We start from the raw sequence: 19,697 nt of genomic DNA on the forward strand, positions 1-19,697 counted from the left end.
GGGCTTAACCGCGGACCCGCAAGGTCAGGCCCTTGAGGAAGTTGCGCAGCAACTGGTCGCCGCAGGGGCGGTAGTTGTTATGGCCAAACTTGCGGAACAGGGCGCTCAGCTCGGGCTTGGACACCGGGAAGTCGACCGACTTGAGCACGGCGTGCATGTCGTCTTCCTTGAGTTCGAAGGCAACGCGCAGTTTCTTCAGCACGATGTTGTTGGTGACCGGCAGCTCGACCGGCTGGGCGGGACGGCTCTCGTCACGGCCACGACGATAGATCACCAGGCCATCGAGAAAGTGCGCCAGAACGGCGTCCGGGCAATGCTCGAAACCTTCTTCCTCATCCTTCTTGGTGTAGCTGATGACGTCGGCCTTGCTGATCTCCAGCCCGCCCAGTGCCGTGATGTCGGCCACTTTGCCATCGCTGATGTCGAGCATGTAGCGCACGCTGCGCAGTACATCGTTGTGAATCATGAGGTATGTCCTGGTTGAACGACACTGCCCAGGCAGCGCCGGAAAAAGAGAGGGTTCAGAATTTTTCCTTGGTCGAAAGGTAGCGCCACTGATCCAGCGGCAGCTTGCCCATCGATACCCCGCCCACGCGAATGCGGCGGATCGAGACGATCGTCAGGCCGACACTGGCGCACAGTTGCTGCAGCACGCCGGGGGCTGGATTTTTCAGGGCGAAGCGCAGGCGTGTCTCGTTCTGCCAACTGGCCTTGACCGCCGGCAGCGTCTTGCCCTTGTACATCGCGCCGTGGTTGAGGCGATTGAGGCCGTGGGGGCTCATCTCGCCGGTGATTTCCACCACGTATTCCTGTTCGATCTTGGCCGCGTCGGCGGTCAGCTTGCGCAGGGTCTTCCAATCCTGGGTGAAGATCTGCAGGCCGCTGGCATTGGCCGGCAGCTCGGCCGCGCAGCTCAGGCGCAGGAAGTGGCCTTTGAGAGGGCGCTTGCCGAAGCCGTGCTCGCTGGACAAGGTTTGCGCGGTAAGGGTGGCCAGCGCCTCTTCGGCGCTCTGGCCCGGTGCCTGGTGCAGCAACAGGGTCACCGGCTCCGGTGCTTCGGCCTTAGCCTGGGGATCGAGCTCGACCTTTTGCGCGTCCACCTTGAACTGCGGCTCGTCGACCACCACGCCATCCACGGACACCCAGCCGCCTTCGATGAAGAGTTCAGCCTCGCGGCGGGAACACCCGACCAGTTCGATGAGGCGTTTGGAGAGACGAATGGGTTCAGACATGACTGCGGCCGTAGCAAGGAAAGGGCGCTAGTGTAACTGCCTGGAGGCGGTTAAGCCCGCGCAGATTGCCCGGCCTTGGGCGACGGCGGTGGGCGCGACGGCGAACCGGGAGGTTCGCCGCTGCCCCGTCTGTTGCCTTACAGGGATGCGAATCAGGCCAGTTCGGCCCACAAATCGTATTCGTCGGCGTCGACGATGGTGCACCAGACCTTGTCGCCCGGCTTGAGGTGGGTGGCATCGTCGATGAACACGTTGCCGTCGATTTCCGGAGCATCGAAGAAGCAGCGGCCAACCGCGCCTTGTTCTTCCACTTCATCGATCAACACTTCCACACGCTTGCCGATGCGCATCTGCAGACGTGCGGCGCTGATTGCCTGCTGGTGCGCCATGAAGCGATCCCAGCGGTCCTGCTTCACGTCATCCGGAACGATGGCGGCGTCCAGCAGGTTGGCCGGTGCGCCCTCGACCGGCGAATACTGGAAGCAGCCGACGCGGTCCAGCTGCGCTTCGCTCAGCCAGTCCAGCAGGTACTGGAAGTCTTCTTCGGTTTCGCCGGGGAAGCCGACGATGAAGGTCGAGCGGATGATCAGGTCCGGGCACTGCTCGCGCCACTTCTTGATGCGCGCCAGGGTCTTGTCTTCGAAGGCCGGGCGCTTCATCGCCTTGAGCACTTTCGGGCTAGCGTGCTGGAATGGAATGTCCAAGTACGGCAGGATCTTGCCGGCGGCCATCAGTGGAATGATGTCGTCGACGTTGGGGTAGGGGTACACGTAGTGCAGGCGGACCCAGACACCCAGGCTGCTCAGGGCTTCGCACAGTTCGAGCATGCGCGTCTTGACCGGGCGACCGTTCCAGAAATCAGTCTTGTACTTGACGTCTACGCCATAGGCGCTGGTGTCCTGGGAAATCACCAGCACTTCCTTTACCCCGGCCTTGACCAGGCGCTCGGCCTCGCTCAGCACATCGCCCACCGGGCGGCTGACCAGCTTGCCGCGCATCGAGGGGATGATGCAGAAGCTGCAACTGTGGTTGCAGCCTTCGGAAATCTTCAGGTAGGCGTAATGGCGCGGCGTCAGCTTGATGCCCTGGGGCGGCACCAGGTCGATCAGCGGGTTGTGATCGTGTCGAGGTGGCACCACCTGGTGCACCGCGTTGACCACCTGCTCGTATTGCTGGGGGCCGGTGACCGACAGCACGCTGGGGTGCACCTTGCGAATGGCATTTTCTTCGACGCCCATGCAACCGGTGACGATGACCTTGCCGTTCTCCTTGAGCGCTTCGCCGATCACTTCCAGCGACTCCGCCTTGGCGGTGTCGATGAAGCCACAGGTGTTGACCACCACGACGTCGGCGTCTTCGTAGGTCGGTACCACTTGGTAACCTTCCATGCGCAACTGAGTCAGGATGCGCTCGGAGTCGACCAGGGCCTTGGGGCAACCCAGCGAGACGAAGCCGACCTTTGGAGCGGCCGACGAAGGAGTGGTGGACATGGCTAACCTCGGTATCGATGGGGCCTCGTGGGCCGCACAGGCGGGCGCTGGGTACGCCTCTGATCAAAAAGTGCGCAATTCTAGCGATGGCGAGGTCGCTTGACCAGCATTATGCGAGGAATTGCGACGAGTGCTGCGCTATGCTTCGCCGCGTCTCGCCACATGGCGTTACAAATCACGGGTGCGGGAGTGGTCGATGGTTCAGGCAAGTAGTGACGGCAGCAGCGGGCATTCGACGGCCCGACCGATCGGCATGCTGGTGGCAGCGGTCGGTGTCGTGTATGGCGACATTGGTACCAGCCCGTTGTACACGCTTAAGGAAGTCTTTTCCGGCGGCTATGGCGTACCCATTTCCCACGATGGTGTGCTGGGTATCCTTTCATTGATCTTCTGGTCGCTGATCTGGGTCGTTTCGATCAAGTACATGCTGTTCGTGCTGCGCGCCGACAACCAGGGCGAAGGCGGCATCATGGCCTTGACTGCACTGGCAACCCGCGCCACTGCCGCATTGCCCCGACTGCGTGCCCTGATGGTGGTGTGCGGACTGGCCGGCGCTGCGCTGTTCTACGGCGACAGCATGATCACGCCCGCGGTCTCGGTGCTTTCAGCCATCGAGGGCATGGAGCTGGCCTTCGATGGCCTGGAGCGTTGGGTGGTGCCCATGGCGTTAGTCGTGCTGGTCGCGCTGTTCCTGATTCAGAAACACGGCACGCAACGGATCGGCAAGTTGTTCGGGCCGGTGATGGTCGTATGGTTCCTGGTGCTGGGGCTGCTCGGCGCCTACGGCGTGTATCAGCACCCCGAGGTGCTCAAGGCGTTCAATCCGATGTGGGCGGTGCGCTTTTTCATCGTCCACCCCGGCATGGGCGTGGCGATCCTCGGTGCCGTGGTGCTGGCGCTGACCGGCGCCGAGGCGCTGTATGCCGACATGGGCCATTTTGGCCGCAAGCCGATTGCCCGGGCCTGGTTCATTCTGGTGCTGCCCGCTCTGGTGCTCAACTACTTCGGCCAAGGCGGCCTGCTGCTGGAAAACCCCGAGGCGGCGCGTAACCCGTTCTTTCTGCTGGCGCCGGGCTGGGCTTTGGTGCCGCTGGTGGCATTGTCGACCCTGGCCACCGTGATCGCTTCGCAGGCGGTAATTTCCGGGGCCTTTTCCCTGACCCAGCAGGCCATCCAGCTGGGTTACATTCCGCGCATGCACATCCAGCACACGTCGAGCAGCGAACAGGGGCAGATCTACATCGGCGCGGTTAACTGGGCGTTGATGGTCGGTGTGGTATTGCTGGTCATCGGCTTCGAATCCTCCGGCGCCCTGGCATCGGCCTACGGTGTGGCGGTCACGGGCACGATGCTGATGACCACGATACTGGTCTCGGCCGTGATGCTGCTGCTGTGGAAATGGCCACCGGTGCTGGCGGTGCCGGTCCTGCTTGGCTGCCTCCTGGTCGATGGTCTGTTCTTCGCCGCCAACGTGCCGAAGATTATCCAGGGCGGCGCGTTTCCGGTGCTGGCGGGGACCGTTCTGTTCATTCTCATGACCACCTGGAAGCGCGGCAAGCAACTGCTGGTGGAGCGGATCGACGAGGGCGGGCTGCCGTTGCCGATCTTCATCGGCAGCATCAGTGTGCAGCCGCCGCATCGCGTCCAGGGCACGGCAGTGTTCCTGACCGCGCGCTCTGACGCCGTGCCCCACGCGCTTTTGCACAATATGCTGCACAACCAGGTGCTGCATGAACAAGTGGTGCTGTTGACGGTGGTCAACGAAGACACGCCGCGGGTACCCCTGGCTCGACGCTTCGAGGTGCAGAGCTATGGCGAAGGGTTCTTCCGGGTCATTCTGCATTACGGTTTCATGGATGAACCGGACGTGCCGGCTGCCTTGGCCCTCTGCGATCTGCCAGACCTGGACTTCAGCCCGATGCGCACCACCTATTTCCTCAGTCGCGAGACGGTGATCGCTTCCAAGCTGGCCGGCATGGCGCGCTGGCGCGAGCAGTTGTTCGCCTTCATGCTGAAGAACGCCAATGGCAACCTGCGCTTCTTCAAGCTGCCGGTGAACCGAGTGATCGAACTGGGTACGCAGGTGGAGATGTAAGTGTGCGGCGGCAGGGCATGCCCGTTGCTGACACAACTCCCCCGTAGGAGCGGGCGGTGCCCGCGAAGAGGCCCTACCTGACACCCCACAAGAAAAAGCCCCGGCACCTACACAGGTCCGGGGCTTTGCTTTACGGCCGGGTCACTTGGAACCCGTACGCTTGTCGATCTGCTGCACCAACCGCTTGGCCAGCGCCGGGTAGTCCTCGTCGAAATGGTGCCCGCCCGGCAGTTTGACCTTCTCGCCTACTGCAGTGCTCTGGGTGCAGCCGCTTTCGTCGGTTTCTTCCTCGCCATACACGCACACCACCTTGGCGGCCGGCAGCTTGGCCATCTCCGGTCCGGTGGGCGCTTCTTTGCCAGCATTGCCCAGCCATCCTTCGACTTCGATCTCGAAGCTGCCGCTGCGGGCGAAAGCCAGCAGGATGATCGCGCTGACGCTGTCCTGTTCCTCGGCAGGCAGGCGGTTGTAGATCGCCGGAAGCACGTCGGCACCGAACGAATAGCCGGTCAGCACGAACCGCTTGGCACCCCATTTCTGCCGGTAGTAATGCATCAGCTCGACCAGGTCGTCGGCGCTTTGCTCCGGTGTCTTGTGCTCCCAGTAATAGCGCAGGGTGTCGATACCCACTGTCGGGTACCCCATTGTCGCCATATCACCGGCCACTGCCTTGTCGAGGTCGCGCCAGCCACCGTCGCCGGAAAGAAACAGGCTGACGGTGTCGTTGCTCTGCACGGCGGGCACTTCGACCACAGGAATGGCCAGGTGGGTGCCGTCACTGCCGACCAGAATCCCGGTGATCTGGTTTTTCAGGACTTGCGGCAGCTTCACGTCGTAATCGCTGATGACGGTCTGGGCATTGGGTTGATCGCGGACGAACGCGGCACTGGCGTCGTCGGGGTTGTCGTTCCAGGCGACCATCCACTGGCCGTGCTCGGCCTTCTTCGGCAATTCAGGCAGGCAACCGTCCGGTTTCTCCATGCTCAGGTCCACCGACACCGCCTGGGCCTTGTCGTTGTTCTGCGTGGCCAGCCAGCGCCAGGCCAGTGAAGCACCCGGGCCAATGCCAGCCACCAGGTCCGGCGCTCCATCGAGCCGCCCGATGGCAGCATTCAGTGCGGTTTGCTGCAAGCTGCAATCGGTTTCCGGGAGGATCACCTGGACGATGTGCGCCGAGGCATCACGGCTCAGGTCCAGCAACTGCTTGTCGGTCAAGGCTTCGGCGGCGGGCACCGCAATGGCCACCTGGGACTTGCTCCGGATGCCGGGGACCACCTCGCGGGCCTCGCTGCCATTGCTCAGGCGCTGTGCGTTGAGCTGCGCGGCCGGGGCAGGGCGGGTCGCCCACCAGTAGTAGCCGGCAACCGCCAGCAGCAGAACCACGATCAAGGCAAGCGCCTTGCGCCAGTAACGTCGAATCATCAGCGTTTCACCAATCCTGTCAGGCCACCTGCAATGAGGGCGGCGGTATCGGCCAATGCCACCAGCGGATCAAGGCCCGCCGGCACGGCCATGTAGCGAGGCTCCCAAGTGGGCTGGAACTTGTCCTTGAAACGGCGCAAGCCCTGAAAATTGTACAGCTGCTCGCCACGGTTGAAGACCATCGAGCCCAGGCGCTGGGTCAAAGGTGCGCCGCGCCGCGGTTGCAGGCCGGAAAGCGGCACCATGCCCAGGCTGAAGCGCGCATAGCCATGCTTTTTGTAGTGCTGGATCAAGCCTACCATCATGAATTCCATGGTCAGCTTGGGCGCCTGGGGATGGGCACGCATCAGGTCCAGGCTGGCCAGTTCCGTGCTTTGGGTCTCCAGCAGGTTGGCGAACGCCACCGGCTTGCCCTCGAAATGGACGATCGCGATGCGGAAATGGTTCAGGTATTCGGGGCTGAAGCGGCCCAGGGAAAAACCCTTCTCGCGCACGTTCTTGCCACTGAGCCAGGCATCGGAAATCACCTTGAGCTCTTCCAGCGGCGCGTGTCCGGGCTCGTAGATCTCCAGTGACAGGCCGTCGCGGGTGCCGCGGTTCCAGGTGTAGCGCAGATCCTTCATTTCCTTGCCCTTGGCTTCCAGATCGAACGCGTGCAGGTCGACCCGGGCTTCTTCGCCGAGCTTGATCGCCGTCAGGCCAATGTCCATGTAGAACGGCAGGTTCTCAGCCCTGACCTGATAGAACACCGGGCGCGCATGGTGAAAGTCGCAGAGGTCGCGGAACTGCCAGATCATTTCAGCGCGCGGCTGGGTCGGGCCGATAGGGTCGTACAGGGCCACCAGGCTGCGTCCGCGACGAGCGTACATCAGAAAGGCTTCATCCTTGGGGTGGAACAGCAGCGCCTTGTCGCCGGTCAGTGCCAGGCCGCCATCGGGTTGGTGCGAGGCCTTGAGAATGGTCGCGGCGCGTTCCAGCTCGTCAGGTGTAGGCAGGTGAATCACCGGGCGTGCGGTGCGCAGCAGCCAGGTCAGTGCAACCACGATCAGCAGCACGGCGCTGCCCAGGGCCGAGCGCAGGCCACGGGGCGCATCAGCGTCCAGCGCAAACTGCCACCACAGCTTGGTGCTGTAGGGCACGTCTTGGTAGGCAAAGAACAGCAACCAGATCGATGCACCCACCACGCACACGCTGGCGATCAGGTACAGCGGTGAGAACGGCAACTCCAGCAGGCGGCTGGGCCGGTAGAACGAACGCTTGAAGACGGCGAGCAGCAGTGCGGTCATGCACAGCAGCGAGGCCTCTTCCCAGTCGAAACCCTTGAGCAGCGACAGCACGGCGCCCGCCAGCAGCAGCACCATGGTCAATACCCAGGCCGCCGACAGGCGACGGCGCAGGCCTTGGGCCAATAACAGACAGAGCACACCTACCAGGCTGGCGCCCAGGTGCGAGGCATCGATAAGTCGATGGGGGATCAGAAAACCGAGGTCTTGCAGGCGAGTGTCGATCTCCGGGGTGGCACCGGAAAACAGCAGCACCACGCCCGACAGGAACACCAGCACCGCCAGAATGGGTGCGGCCAGCCCGGAAGCCACACGAATGGCCTGTTGAGCGAAGAACAGTCGGCGCGCCTCGTTGCCCAGCAGCACCACGCAGGCCACCAGCATCGGCAGCACGACATAGATCAAGCGATAAAGCAGCAGGGCAGCTGCCAGGGGCGCGGCCCCCAGGGTATCGGCGAACGCCGCCAACAGGATGGCCTCGAAGACGCCGACGCCACCGGGCACATGGCTGAGTACGCCTGCGGCAAGTGCCAGCAGATAGATCAGGACGAAAGCGCCAAATGGCGGCGCTTCAGGCAGCAACAGATAGAGCACGGTTGCCGCGGCTACCACGTCCAGTGCGGTAATCACCAATTGCAGCAGGGTCAGGCGCGCCCCGGGCAGGCGTAGGGTGCGACGTCCCGCCCGCACCAGCAGGTTGTGCGGCAATGGCTGCTCGGGCAGGCGGCGTCGATATACGCCCAGCACCAGCAGCGCGGTCAGGACTAGCACGACCGCGGCAACCGTGCCCAGCAGCCCCTGCGAAACTCCCAAGGCCTGCGAGGCAGCCGGCAGGCTGCTGAGCGTGGCCACTGCGGCCAGCGGCGGCAGGGCGCAGCCCAATGACAGGCTGGCGAACAGGGTCATGCGCGCCACTTCGCCCGCGCCTACGCCCAGCCGTGAATACAGCCGATAACGTACCGAACCGCCGGACAGCATCGACAAGCCAATGGCATTACCAATGGCGAAGGAGGTGAAACCGCCCAGAGCCAGGGTGCGTGCCGGCAGGGTCACGTTGGCATAGCGGCTGGCCGACCATTCATAGCCCAGCAGGATGATGAACCCGCAGACCATGGCCAGTAGGGCGCCACCCAAGGCGGCCGGCGGGGTAGCCAGCACCGAGTCATGCAGTGCGTAGATGTCCAGTTCGCTGAGCAGATGCCGACAGGCGAGCAGCGCGATGGCAAACAGCAATAGGGTAACGGCCAGCCCCACTGGCTGCCGGTAGCGGCTCAGCAGATCGAGCCAGCGAGCGCGTGCGGGTTTGATCGGACCGGCAGCGGCAGCGGCGGGGGGAAGTTCCACAGCGGTTGAATCGGGCAAGTCAGAGCGCATCAATCACCTCTTGGATTGTGCGCAACAGGATGCCGGGATCCCGTCAAAGTACCAATCCCTGTGGAAAAAATAATTCGCGCCATTCTAACGCCTGTGCGCCAGCGATGACCGACGCCTGGCGAACTGTAAAGCAACTTTCACATTACCCGTGCGCAGCCTGGGTTGCCGCGGCTCCAGGCTTTTTCGAGCGCATACGAAAAAGGCCACCCGTTTATAGAGTGGCCCTTCCGATGTTTGGTTGCGGGAGCCGGATTTGAACCGACGACCTTCGGGTTATGAGCCCGACGAGCTACCAGACTGCTCCATCCCGCGTCTGTGGAGGCGCATTCTACAGATAGCTGGCAGGCTGTCAACGCCTAAAATGCATTAAGCTTCAAAACAAGCCCGTTATCTGCTCGGATGCCAAGAAAAAGCCCCCGGCGCTTGCGCGGCGGGGGCTGATTCACACAGGGCGATTACGCCTGAGGCTTGGGCTCGTCGTGAGCATCTTGCGCGTCAGCGGCGCTCGATACTTCAGCTTCGGGCTTGAATGCAGCGTTTTTCGCTGCTTCCTCGGCTTCACGCTTGCGGCGACGCACTTCACGTGGGTCGTTGGGCGCGCGGCCATTGCTTGGCACGGCTGGCGCCGGTTCAGCTTCCTGGATCGGCTCGGGTTCAGCGACCACGACAGGCTCGCTTGCCGGAACGGGTTCGGCAACCGGCTGGGAAGTAGCCGGTTCAAACCTGACTGGCTCGACCAAAGCAGGCTCGACCACGACGGCATCGACAAACACAGGCTCGATGCTCAGCGGCTCAGCGGCAGCGGGTTCGCTGATCTGGTGCAAGGCAGGTTCGACCGGCAGCGAAGGTGCTTCTTCGCTGGCTTGAGCGACGGGAGGCTGGAACGCAGACTCGCTGACTTGTGCAGGATCGACCACTACCGGTGCGTCCACTTCGACGTCGGCGCCGGGTGGGCTGATCGGCGTTGGCGTGGTGTCGAACGGAGGCGTCAGTTCTACCGGCTCGGCGGCGTCCTGTTGCACAGGCTCAGTGGTCTCGGCAGGCTTGGCTGCCTCGACGACAGGCTGTTGCTCGATCACCGGTGCGGCGCTTTCGTTGACAGGCGCGGCCCAGGTGTCGGGCGCCGAGACCGTCGCAGGGCGCTCGATTTCAGCAGGGCTGTCCGACTGGGCGGGCGCAGCTGCTGGTGTATCGACAGCGGCTTCGGCGGTCGGCGCGGTGGCGACGATCTCCGGCGCAGCCAGGCTTTCGCTTTCAGCGGTGCTTTCGGCAGCGGCAGGTTGCACGCTTCGATTGGCTTGCTCGGCCTGTTCATGGGCCTGGGCTTCGGCAGAAGCACTGATGGCGCTTTGCGCAACCACTGCGGTGACGGCAACGCCGGCTGCCACGGCTGCACCGTTCGACTCGCCTTCGGTGGCCGACTCGTTCGATTCTTCCGAGCCTTCGATCACGTCCCCGTTGGCGTCGCGCTGACGCTCGCGGCGGTTGCTGCGGCGACGCTGACCACGGGAGCGACGACGCGGGCGGTCGCCGTCGTTGCCTTCCGGGTTGTCGTCCTGCAGCAGTTCGTCGTTGGTCAGTGCTTCTTCGGTCGCGCCGACTTCGGATTCGGCAGCGTTTTGCTGTGCGACACGTTCTTCGCGCGCAGGGCGTGGCTGACGTTCTTCGCGAGCCGGACGCTCTTCGCCTGGGGTACGTTCTTCACGGGCAGGGCGCTCTTCGCGCGGCGCACGTTCTTCACGAGGGGCACGCTCTTCGCGTACTACACGCTCTTCACGAGGAGCGCGCTCTTCGCGGGCCGGGCGTTCTTCACGCGCGGTCGGCGCATCGAGCGGTTCACGCAGTTCGCGTACCCGTGGTGCGTCGTCGCCACCATTGCGTGGACGGCGATCCTCACGCGGGGCGCGCGGCTGGCGCTCTTCACGCGGTGCGCGGGCAGGGCGTTCTTCGCGGGCAGCGGGTGCATCCTCGCGGGCGGAACGGTCTTCGCGCGGTGCACGATCTTCACGCGGCTTGCGCTCTTCGTCGCGACGGCTGTTGCTGCGGTTGCGGCTCTGCTGGCGACCGTTGCGACGCTCTTCGCGCGCCGGGCGCTCGGTGGTAGTCGCGGCAGGCTTTTCGACGACCACTGGAGCGGCAGGCGCTTCCTTGGTGGCGAAGAGGCTTACCAGCGACTTGACCAGGCCCTTGAACAGGCTCGGTTCGGCGATCTGGGGAGCAGGCGCCGGCGTCGGTGCTGCAGCAGCCACCGGGGCAGCTTCTTCCGCGGAAACGGGGGCAGCGGTGCGGGTCGGTGCAGTTTTCACCGCCGCTTCCTGGCGAACCAGGGTGCGAGTGGCAGCGGCTGGCTGGACTTCTTCGACTTCAGCGGCAGCAGCGGCGATTTCGTAGCTGGACTGGCCGCTGTGGGCTTCCGGGCTGTCATCACGCAGGCGTTGCACTTCGAAATGCGGGGTTTCGAGGTGATCGTTCGGCAGGATGACGATGCGAGCGCGAGTGCGCAGTTCGATCTTGGTGATCGAGTTGCGTTTTTCATTGAGCAGGAAGGCCGCGACGGGGATCGGCACTTGCGCGCGAACTTCGGCGGTGCGGTCCTTCAGGGCTTCTTCTTCGATCAGGCGCAGGATGGCCAGCGACAGCGATTCGACGTCACGGATGATGCCGGTGCCGCTGCAACGCGGGCAGACGATGCCGCTGCTCTCGCCGAGCGAAGGACGCAGGCGCTGACGGGACATTTCCAGCAGACCGAAGCGGGAAATACGACCCACCTGGACACGGGCGCGGTCGGCTTCCAGCGATTCACGGACCTTGTCTTCCACGGCGCGCTGGTTCTTGGCCGGAGTCATGTCGATGAAGTCGATGACGATCAGGCCGCCGATGTCGCGCAGGCGCAACTGGCGAGCGATTTCCTCGGCCGCTTCGAGGTTGGTCTGCAGGGCGGTTTCTTCGATGTCGCTGCCCTTGGTGGCGCGCGCCGAGTTGATGTCGATGGACACCAATGCTTCAGTCGGGTCGATGACGATCGAGCCACCGGAAGGCAGTTCGACCACGCGCTGGAAAGCGGTCTCGATCTGGCTTTCGATCTGGAAGCGGTTGAACAGGGGAACGCTGTCTTCGTACAGCTTGATCTTGCTGGCGTACTGCGGCATCACCTGGCGGATGAAGGTCAGGGCTTCGTCTTGGGCTTCGACGCTGTCGATCAGCACTTCGCCGATGTCCTGGCGCAGGTAGTCGCGGATCGCGCGGATGATGACGTTGCTTTCCTGGTAGATCAGGAAAGGCGCGGAGCGGTCCAGGGAAGCTTCCTTGATCGCGGTCCACAGTTGCAGCAGGTAGTCCAGGTCCCACTGCATCTCTTCGCTGCTGCGGCCAAGGCCGGCAGTGCGCACGATCAGGCCCATGTCGGCTGGGGCGACCAGACCGTTCAGCGCTTCACGCAGTTCGTTGCGCTCTTCGCCTTCGATACGGCGCGAGATGCCACCGGCCCGCGGGTTGTTGGGCATCAGCACCAGGTAGCGACCAGCCAGGCTGATGAACGTGGTCAGGGCAGCGCCCTTGTTGCCGCGTTCTTCCTTCTCGACCTGGACGATGACTTCCTGGCCTTCGCTCAGGACTTCCTTGATGTTGACGCGGCCTTCGGGGTTCTTCTTGAAGTATTCGCGGGAGATTTCCTTGAGGGGCAGGAAGCCGTGGCGTTCCGAGCCGAAGTCGACGAAGGCGGCCTCAAGGCTGGGTTCGATGCGAGTGATGCGGCCTTTATAGATGTTGGCCTTTTTCTGCTCGCGGGCGCCTGACTCGATGTCCAGGTCGTAGAGGCGCTGGCCGTCTACCAGGGCAACACGCAACTCTTCGGGTTGAGTTGCGTTAATCAGCATTCTTTTCATGTAGTACCGTCGGTTTCCGGGCTGCCGGAAACGGCGTTCGGCACACACGACTTCTCACGGTCGGTGTCAGGTGCGTCAACAGGGCCTAGGCCACTGCAGTGTCCAGCGATATCTGCCCAACAGGGGCGGAACCGCGACGACGCGTCCTGCTTGCTGTGGTGTCAAAAGCACTCAGTCAGGAGGAGGAATCAATCGTCTGGCGTGGACGCCCTTGAGCGTCTTGTTCAAGACCGGCATGGCAGAAGTGCCTGAGGCTGCTTGCTGCCGCGACGCGGTACTACACGGTCCGACGGTTGTGCATCTCCACCCTACACGTATCCCTGATAATTCGGGTGCTGCCGCGCGCTGAATCCGCAACGGGTTGGCAATATCGCGAACTTCAATTCGTAAAGTTCGCCCTGTATGACTAAGGCATTGGGTTTCCGAAGCGCTTACCTGAACTGGGTGAGGGCGACTGCGAAGCGAAAGTGGCGTCGAACAAAGGCAGGAAGGTGTCCGGTATGCCGGGGTTCCTGGGCTTTTATCGGTCTTCTCGCACCTGCGCGGGCGTTGCCCTCAAACACTCCGTAACTGGCAAAAGCCCCGTAGGACGGCCTCGCGTCCTCGAGAATTGCGCTGGTCAGGGCCGGTTCATAACCGTTTGTCCGCTGGCCAACCGCTTATGGCGGCGTTCGCGACTATAGCAGCAATCATTAAGTGCTTCAAATCCATAAAAAATTGTTATGATCGCGGCCATGACGACTACTACTCCCCCAACCTCCGGCGTTCAGCTGATCGAGGTTGCGCCGGAACTTGCCGGCCAACGCATAGACAACTTCCTCATTACGGCGCTCAAGGGCGTGCCTAAAACCTTGATCTATCGCATCCTGCGCAAGGGCGAAGTACGGGTGAACAAAGGGCGCATCAAGCCTGAATACAAGTTGCAGGCCGGCGACATCGTACGCGTGCCGCCCGTGCGCCTGCCCGAGCGCGATGCGCCGGTGCCGGTGGCGCAAGGGTTGCTGCAGCGCCTCGAGGACGCCATCGTCTACGAAGACAAGGCATTGATCGTGCTGAACAAGCCGGCAGGCATCGCCGTGCACGGCGGCAGTGGCCTGAGCTTCGGCGTCATCGAAGCCTTTCGCCAGCTGCGTCCCGACACCAAGGAGCTCGAGCTGGTGCATCGCCTGGATCGCGACACCTCGGGCCTGCTGATGATCGCCAAGAAGCGCAGCATGCTGCGCCACCTGCACGCCGCGCTGCGTGGCGACGGTGTCGACAAGCGTTACATGGCCTTGGTGCGCGGGCACTGGGCGACTGCCAAGAAGCAGGTCAATGCGCCTTTGCTCAAGAGCAACCTGCGCTCGGGCGAGCGCATGGTCGAGATCAACGAAGAGGGCAAGGAAGCGCTGACCCTGTTCAAGGTCCTGCGCCGTTTCGGCGACTTCGCAACCATCGTCGAGGCCCGTCCGATTACCGGGCGTACCCATCAGATCCGCGTGCACGCGCTGCATGCCGGGCATGAAATCGCTGGCGACACCAAGTACGGTGACGAGAACTTCTCCAAGGAAATTCGCGACCTGGGTGGCAAGCGCCTGTTTCTGCATGCCTACGCGCTGACCGTGCCGCTGCCCGATGGCGGCGAACTCAAGGTCGAGGCACCGGTCGACGATGTCTGGGCCAAGACCGTGGAGCGACTGAGTGCAAGCTGATTACAAACTGCTGATTTTCGACTGGGATGGCACGCTGTGTGATTCCATCGGCCGAATCGTCGAGGCCATGCACGCTGCGGCGACGCTTTCAGGGTATCTGCCGTGCAGCGACGAGGCGGTCAAGGGCATTATCGGCCTGGCGTTGTCGGAGGCCATTGGCGTGCTGTATCCCCAGCTCGACGAAGGGCAGGTAACAGCCATGCGCAATCACTATGCGGATGCCTACATGGCCCTCGATGCCACCCCCTCGTCGCTGTTCCCCGGCGTCCGCGAGGCCTTGCTGGGGTTTCGCGAACAGGGTTACCGCATCGCCGTGGCAACCGGCAAGGCCAGGCGGGGGCTGGATCGTGTACTCAAGGCGCAGGGCTGGGAAGACTTCTTCGACATTACCCGCGCAGCCGATGAAACCCGCGGCAAGCCCCATCCTCTGATGCTTGAGCAGATCATGAGCCATTGCGGGGTCGCGCCGCAGCATTCGCTGATGGTGGGCGATGCTTCGTTCGATCTGCTGATGGCGCGCAATGCTGGCATGCACAGCGTAGCCGTGGGCTATGGAGCACTGCCACTGCATGTGCTGCAGCAATATGAGCCGCAGTTGTGCATCGAATCGTTCGATCAGTTGCCGCCGTGGCTGGACAGTCGTCGCGCCGGCGCGCATGGCCTTGAGCAAGGAGTAGAGAATGTCTGACCAATGGAAAGCGCCGCGCAGCGAAGACGAGAGCGCCCCCATCGGCGATGAGAAAAGCTGGCGACTGCTGGAAAAGACGCTGCTGGCCAGCGTCCAGGAACAGCGGCGAGCGCGCCGCTGGGGCATCTTCTTCAAGTTGCTGACCTTTATCTACCTGTTCGGCGCGATCTTTCTGTTTTCGCCGCTGCTGGACATGGAAAAGGCAACGACCGGCAGTGACTCCGGGTACACCGCGGTGATCGACGTGCGCGGCGTGATTGCCGACAAGGAAGCGGCAAGTGCGGACAATATCGTCGGTAGCCTGCGCAACGCCTTTGAAGACGCCAAGGTAAAAGGCGTGATCCTGCGCATCAACAGTCCAGGCGGCAGTCCGGTGCAATCGGGCTATGTGTTCGACGAAATTCGTCGCCTGCGCGGCGAGCACCCGGACATCAAGGTTTACGCGGTAATCGCCGACCTTGGTGCATCCGGCGCCTATTACATCGCCAGCGCGGCGGACCAGATCTATGCGGACAAATCCAGTCTGGTGGGCTCCATCGGCGTGACTGCAGCCGGCTATGGCTTCGTCGGCACCATGGAAAAGCTGGGCGTGGAGCGACGTGCCTATACCTCGGGTGAGCACAAGGCATTCCTCGATCCGTTCCAGCCGCAGCGCGCGGACGAAACCGAATTCTGGAAGGGTGTGCTGGCCACGACTCATCGGCAGTTCATCGACAGCGTGAAGGCTGGGCGTGGCGACCGACTCAAGGACAAGGAGCATCCCGAGCTGTTTTCCGGGTTGATCTGGTCGGGCGAGCAGGCATTGCAGTTGGGTCTGGTCGACGCCTTGGGCAGCAGCAGCATGGTTGCGCGCGACGTGATCGGCGCCAAGGAGATGGTCGACTTCACCGTGAAGGAATCGCCATTGGACCGCTTCTCTAAAAAATTCGGTGCCAGCGTTGCCGATCGCATTGCCCTGTGGATGGGGTTCCAGGGGCCTAGCCTGCGCTGAGGTTATGCGGTGCGGTCAAGAGTCCTCTGCCCGCGAAGGCGACGGTGATCGCTGCGCAGGGCTCAAGGGATTTGCACACCCTCTTTGAGCAACATGTCCACCAGACGAATCAGCGGCAGGCCGACCAGGCTGGTGGCATCTGGACCTTCGGTGCTCTGGAATAAGCTCACACCCAACCCTTCGGCCTTGAAGCTGCCGGCGCAGTCGTAGGGTTGCTCTGCCAATAGGTAGCGCTCAATGGTGGCGGCCGACAGTGGGCGCATGTTCACTGTGAACGGCACCACATCGACCTGGCATTCGCCACTGTCCACATTCAATAGCGCCAGCCCGGTCAGGAACGTGACGGACTGCCCGCTGGCCGCCATTAATTGCTCGTACGCGTGCTCGAAGTCCAAAGGTTTACCCAGGATCCTGTCGCCCAGTACGGCGACCTGGTCCGAACCGATGATCAGGTGTCCGGGGTGGCGGGCGGACAACGCCCTGGCTTTCTGCTCGGCCAGGCGCTTGACCAGTGCGCATGCAGGCTCGTCGGGCAGATGGCTTTCGTCGATATCGGGCGACGCACACGTGAACGGCAGCCGCAGCCGGGACAGCAGTTCGCGGCGGTAGGGGGAGCTGGAAGCGAGTAGCAGGGCTGGCATGGCAGGCTCCTGTGGATGAACGGCCACTCTATCACGCACCAGGGCCTGAATTTCCTTTGACAGGTGCGGGGGTCGTCCCTAGAATGCTGCGCCTATGTTGAATGACCCGATTCCACCTCACGTTGACCCGCGCAAATTGGCAGATCGTGGCGTAACCCTTGAAGGTTCGCTGCAGTTGGCCGATTTGGAGAGACTCTGCGACCCGCTTTCCGACAACGTCGGTACGGTGCAGGCCAAATTCATTTTCGAGCGAGACGAACGCAAAGCCGTGGTTATCCACAGCTGCCTGGACGTCGAAGTCAAGATGGTTTGCCAGCGTTGTCTTGAGCTGGTAACCCTGCCGATCCACAGCGAATGCAGTTACGCCGTGGTGAAGGAGGGTGCGAACACCCAGTCGTTACCGAAAGGTTATGACGTGCTGGAACTGGGCGAAGATCCATTGGATCTGCAGGCGCTGGTCGAGGAGGAGCTATTGCTCGCCTTGCCTATCGTGCCTGCTCATCATCCGGAAGAATGCCAGCAGCCGGCGGGAGCAGATGATCCCGATCCGAGCGAGGACGAGGTAACGCGGTCCAACCCGTTCAGTGTATTGGCGCAGTTAAAGCGTGACCCAAACGTTTAGGAGTTAATCAATTATGGCTGTTCAGCAGAACAAAAAATCCCGCTCTGCCCGTGACATGCGCCGTTCGCACGACGCACTCGAGGCAAGCACCCTGTCGGTCGAAAAGACCACCGGTGAAGTGCACCTGCGTCACCACGTATCGCCAGAAGGCGTATACCGTGGCCGTAAAGTGATCGACAAGGGCGCTGACGAGTAAATCTTGTCCGCTCAGTCCGTCGCGATTGATGCAATGGGCGGGGACTTCGGTCCCCGCAGCATTGTTCAGGCCAGCCTTGCCTGCCTGTCCGCTACGCCCTCGCTGCACCTGACCCTCGTCGGTCATCCCCAACTCCTCGAAGAACTGATTGCCAGCCAGCCGGCGGTGGATCGCTCACGCCTGCACGTCGCTGCCGCCAGCGAAGTCGTCGGCATGGACGAGCGCCCGTCACAGGCGTTGCGCGGCAAGCCCGATTCCTCGATGCGAGTGGCGCTGCAGTTGCTGCGCGACGAGCAGGTCCAGGCTGTGGTCAGCGCGGGTAACACCGGGGCCTTGATGGCGCTGTCCAGGTATTTGCTCAAGACGCTGCCTGGCATCGACCGCCCGGCCATGATGGCCGCCATCCCCACGCGGGGAGGCTACTGCCAGCTGCTGGACCTGGGCGCCAACGTCGATTGCAGCGCCGAGCATCTGTATCAGTTCGCCGTGATGGGCTCGGTGGCGGCTCAGGCCCTGGGTGTCGAACGGCCCCGGGTAGCGCTGCTCAACGTCGGTACTGAGGACATCAAGGGCAACCAGCAGGTCAAGCTGGCAGCGAGCCTGTTGCGCAAGGCGCAGGGCCTGAACTACACCGGCTTCATTGAAGGAGATGGTGTGTTCCGAGGTGAGGCCGATGTGGTGGTGTGCGACGGCTTCGTCGGCAATATTCTGCTCAAGTCCAACGAGGGTTTGGCCGGCATGTTCGCCGAGCGCGTTCAGGCGTTGTTTCAAAGCAGTCTGATGGCGCGGGCCGTGGGCGCCTTGGCCATGCCGCTGCTCAAGCGCTTGCAGGCTGACCTGGCGCCGGCGCGCTACAACGGCGCCAGTTTTCTCGGCTTGCAAGGCATCGTGGTCAAGAGCCACGGCGCCGCTGGCGTGGAGGGACTGCAGTGCGCCATAGACCGGGCACGGGACGAGATTCGTGAAAACCTGCCGCAGCGCCTGCATGGGCGGCTGGCGCAGATGCTGCTTTAGGCGTGCCCGGCCGGAGGTGCTTGAATGTGACCACTGGCAGGCATACGTTATCCAACTGTCAGTTCAGCGCGCCGGGTACGCTCCCGGCGTCGAATTTTCCGGCAACAAGATCATACAAGGGCTTGTTCAATGTCTGCATCCCTCGCATTCGTTTTCCCGGGGCAAGGTTCCCAGTCGCTCGGCATGCTGGCCGAACTGGGCGCGCAGTACCCCTTGGTCATGGAGACCTTCAAGGAGGCTTCCGACGCCTTGGGCTATGACCTCTGGACGCTGGTCCAGCAAGGTCCGGTCGAAAGGCTCAATCAGACCGACAAGACGCAGCCCGCCATTCTTGCCGCTTCCATCGCCTTGTGGCGCCTGTGGTTGGCCGAGGGTGGCGAGCGTCCGGCCTATGTTGCCGGCCATAGCCTGGGCGAATACAGCGCGCTGGTGGCTGCGGGCTGCCTGTCGCTGGCCGATGCGGTCAAGCTGGTGGAGCGTCGCGGCCAGCTGATGCAGGAAGCGGTACCGGCCGGGCAGGGCGCGATGGCGGCCATTCTCGGCCTGGAAGATGCCGATGTGCTGGCCGCTTGTGCGGAAGCTGCGCAAGGCGAAGTGGTCAGCGCGGTCAACTTCAATTCCCCCGGCCAGGTGGTGATTGCCGGCGCTGCGCAAGCCGTCGCCCGTGCCATCGAGCTGTGCAAGGCCCGTGGCGCCAAGCGGGCAATGCCATTGCCGGTTAGCGTCCCGTCGCACTGCGCATTGATGAAGCCGGCCGCCGAGCGCTTCGCCGAATCGGTCAATGCCATCGACTGGCAGGCCCCGCAGATTCCGGTCGTGCAGAACGTCAGTGCCGGCGTACCGGCCGATCTTGAAACCCTCAAGCGCGATCTGCTCGAACAGTTGTACAAGCCAGTGCGCTGGGTTGAAACCGTGCAGTACCTGGCCGCTCAAGGCGCGCCGCGCCTGGTGGAATGCGGTCCGGGCAAGGTCCTGGCGGGCCTCAACAAGCGCTGCGCCGATGGCGTGAGCACCGAAAACCTGAACACCCCCGAAGCCTTCGCTGCCGCTCGCGCGGCGCAGGCCTGATCAAGG

15 protein-coding genes and 1 tRNA gene are annotated in these 19,697 nt (G+C 62.9%); 8 read left to right on the forward strand and 8 right to left on the reverse strand.

Features of this window, described 5'->3' with window-relative positions:
- Window positions 1–4: 4 nt before the first annotated feature.
- The 3 genes from LT40_RS00630 to rimO all read right to left on the reverse strand — a co-directional run bounded on the left by LT40_RS00630 (window position 5) and on the right by rimO (window position 2,722).
- The gene (locus tag LT40_RS00630; protein ID WP_043185176.1) at window positions 5–466 is read right to left on the reverse strand and encodes a YehS family protein; all 462 of its coding nucleotides are present in this window, start codon (window positions 464–466) and stop codon (window positions 5–7) included.
- 55 nt (window positions 467–521) lie between these two features.
- Window positions 522–1,232 (reverse strand): rRNA pseudouridine synthase, encoded by a 711-nt coding sequence (locus tag LT40_RS00635; protein WP_043185180.1) that lies wholly within the window; start codon window positions 1,230–1,232, stop codon window positions 522–524.
- A gap of 152 nt (window positions 1,233–1,384) precedes the next feature.
- Window positions 1,385–2,722, reverse strand: coding sequence for a 30S ribosomal protein S12 methylthiotransferase RimO (gene rimO / locus LT40_RS00640; protein WP_043185185.1), 1,338 nt, complete (start codon window positions 2,720–2,722; stop codon window positions 1,385–1,387).
- Window positions 2,723–2,918: 196 nt separating this feature from the next.
- Here rimO and LT40_RS00645 point away from each other — a divergent pair, with 196 nt between their 5' ends.
- Window positions 2,919–4,817 (forward strand): potassium transporter Kup, encoded by a 1,899-nt coding sequence (locus LT40_RS00645; protein ID WP_043185186.1) that lies wholly within the window; start codon window positions 2,919–2,921, stop codon window positions 4,815–4,817.
- Between the two features lie 141 nt (window positions 4,818–4,958).
- On the opposite strand, the gene LT40_RS00650 is transcribed toward LT40_RS00645, so the two are convergent.
- The 4 genes from LT40_RS00650 to rne all read right to left on the reverse strand — a co-directional run bounded on the left by LT40_RS00650 (window position 4,959) and on the right by rne (window position 12,780).
- Complete coding sequence (locus tag LT40_RS00650; RefSeq protein WP_043185189.1) at window positions 4,959–6,239, reverse strand: virulence factor family protein; 1,281 nt, start codon at window positions 6,237–6,239, stop codon at window positions 4,959–4,961.
- Window positions 6,239–8,896, reverse strand: coding sequence for a bifunctional lysylphosphatidylglycerol flippase/synthetase MprF (gene mprF, locus LT40_RS00655; RefSeq protein ID WP_043185192.1), 2,658 nt, complete (start codon window positions 8,894–8,896; stop codon window positions 6,239–6,241). Before mprF ends, LT40_RS00650 begins: the two co-directional genes overlap by 1 nt.
- 235 nt (window positions 8,897–9,131) lie before the next feature.
- Window positions 9,132–9,208, reverse strand: a tRNA-Met gene (locus LT40_RS00660).
- Between the two features lie 143 nt (window positions 9,209–9,351).
- A complete protein-coding gene (gene rne, locus LT40_RS00665) occupies window positions 9,352–12,780 on the reverse strand; it encodes a ribonuclease E (RefSeq protein WP_475276224.1) in 3,429 nt (1,142 codons plus the stop codon).
- A 734-nt stretch (window positions 12,781–13,514) separates the two neighbouring features.
- On the opposite strand from rne, the gene rluC reads away from it, so the two are divergent.
- The 3 genes from rluC to LT40_RS00680 are packed head-to-tail and all read left to right on the forward strand — an operon-like array spanning window position 13,515 to window position 16,150.
- Window positions 13,515–14,471 (forward strand): 23S rRNA pseudouridine(955/2504/2580) synthase RluC, encoded by a 957-nt coding sequence (gene rluC / locus LT40_RS00670; RefSeq protein WP_043185198.1) that lies wholly within the window; start codon window positions 13,515–13,517, stop codon window positions 14,469–14,471.
- Window positions 14,461–15,159 carry an HAD-IIIA family hydrolase gene (locus LT40_RS00675; RefSeq protein WP_052393163.1) on the forward strand — a complete coding sequence of 233 codons (699 nt, stop codon included), beginning with the start codon at window positions 14,461–14,463 and terminating at the stop codon, window positions 15,157–15,159. Before rluC ends, LT40_RS00675 begins: the two co-directional genes overlap by 11 nt.
- Window positions 15,152–16,150: a S49 family peptidase gene (locus LT40_RS00680; RefSeq protein ID WP_043185202.1), complete on the forward strand. Its 999-nt coding sequence runs from the start codon at window positions 15,152–15,154 to the stop codon at window positions 16,148–16,150. The genes LT40_RS00675 and LT40_RS00680 overlap by 8 nt, the downstream gene beginning before the upstream one ends.
- Window positions 16,151–16,212: 62 nt before the next feature.
- Here LT40_RS00680 and LT40_RS00685 read toward each other — a convergent pair whose 3' ends face one another.
- Window positions 16,213–16,791: a Maf family protein gene (locus LT40_RS00685; RefSeq protein WP_043185205.1), complete on the reverse strand. Its 579-nt coding sequence runs from the start codon at window positions 16,789–16,791 to the stop codon at window positions 16,213–16,215.
- A 94-nt stretch (window positions 16,792–16,885) separates the two neighbouring features.
- Between LT40_RS00685 and LT40_RS00690 the strand changes: the two genes are divergently transcribed.
- From LT40_RS00690 to fabD, 4 genes are all read left to right on the forward strand, one after another.
- Entirely contained in the window at window positions 16,886–17,413 is a 528-nt protein-coding gene (locus LT40_RS00690) for a YceD family protein (protein ID WP_043185209.1), read from the forward strand.
- 13 nt (window positions 17,414–17,426) lie between these two features.
- A complete protein-coding gene (gene rpmF, locus LT40_RS00695; protein ID WP_003179396.1) occupies window positions 17,427–17,609 on the forward strand; it encodes a 50S ribosomal protein L32 in 183 nt (60 codons plus the stop codon).
- Window positions 17,610–17,612: 3 nt separating this feature from the next.
- Window positions 17,613–18,623: a phosphate acyltransferase PlsX gene (plsX, locus tag LT40_RS00700; RefSeq protein ID WP_084139694.1), complete on the forward strand. Its 1,011-nt coding sequence runs from the start codon at window positions 17,613–17,615 to the stop codon at window positions 18,621–18,623.
- Window positions 18,624–18,752: 129 nt separating this feature from the next.
- Entirely contained in the window at window positions 18,753–19,691 is a 939-nt protein-coding gene (gene fabD, locus LT40_RS00705; protein WP_052393165.1) for an ACP S-malonyltransferase, read from the forward strand.
- Window positions 19,692–19,697 lie beyond the last annotated feature (6 nt).

The organism is Pseudomonas rhizosphaerae (assembly GCF_000761155.1).
Taxonomy (GTDB): domain Bacteria; phylum Pseudomonadota; class Gammaproteobacteria; order Pseudomonadales; family Pseudomonadaceae; genus Aquipseudomonas; species Aquipseudomonas rhizosphaerae.

What these genes read in the sequence shown, in the direction of transcription:
- LT40_RS00685 (WP_043185205.1), bottom strand. Translation starts at nt 16,791, where the DNA reads ATGCCAGCCCTGCTACTCGCTTCCAGCTCCCCCTACCGCCGCGAACTG.
- rne (WP_475276224.1), bottom strand. Translation starts at nt 12,780, where the DNA reads ATGAAAAGAATGCTGATTAACGCAACTCAACCCGAAGAGTTGCGTGTT.
- LT40_RS00680 (WP_043185202.1), top strand. Translation starts at nt 15,152, where the DNA reads ATGTCTGACCAATGGAAAGCGCCGCGCAGCGAAGACGAGAGCGCCCCC.
- LT40_RS00635 (WP_043185180.1), bottom strand. Translation starts at nt 1,232, where the DNA reads ATGTCTGAACCCATTCGTCTCTCCAAACGCCTCATCGAACTGGTCGGG.
- mprF (WP_043185192.1), bottom strand. Translation starts at nt 8,896, where the DNA reads ATGCGCTCTGACTTGCCCGATTCAACCGCTGTGGAACTTCCCCCCGCC.
- LT40_RS00690 (WP_043185209.1), top strand. Translation starts at nt 16,886, where the DNA reads ATGTTGAATGACCCGATTCCACCTCACGTTGACCCGCGCAAATTGGCA.
- LT40_RS00630 (WP_043185176.1), bottom strand. Translation starts at nt 466, where the DNA reads ATGATTCACAACGATGTACTGCGCAGCGTGCGCTACATGCTCGACATC.
- LT40_RS00645 (WP_043185186.1), top strand. Translation starts at nt 2,919, where the DNA reads ATGGTTCAGGCAAGTAGTGACGGCAGCAGCGGGCATTCGACGGCCCGA.
- fabD (WP_052393165.1), top strand. Translation starts at nt 18,753, where the DNA reads ATGTCTGCATCCCTCGCATTCGTTTTCCCGGGGCAAGGTTCCCAGTCG.
- rimO (WP_043185185.1), bottom strand. Translation starts at nt 2,722, where the DNA reads ATGTCCACCACTCCTTCGTCGGCCGCTCCAAAGGTCGGCTTCGTCTCG.
- rluC (WP_043185198.1), top strand. Translation starts at nt 13,515, where the DNA reads ATGACGACTACTACTCCCCCAACCTCCGGCGTTCAGCTGATCGAGGTT.
- rpmF (WP_003179396.1), top strand. Translation starts at nt 17,427, where the DNA reads ATGGCTGTTCAGCAGAACAAAAAATCCCGCTCTGCCCGTGACATGCGC.
- LT40_RS00650 (WP_043185189.1), bottom strand. Translation starts at nt 6,239, where the DNA reads ATGATTCGACGTTACTGGCGCAAGGCGCTTGCCTTGATCGTGGTTCTG.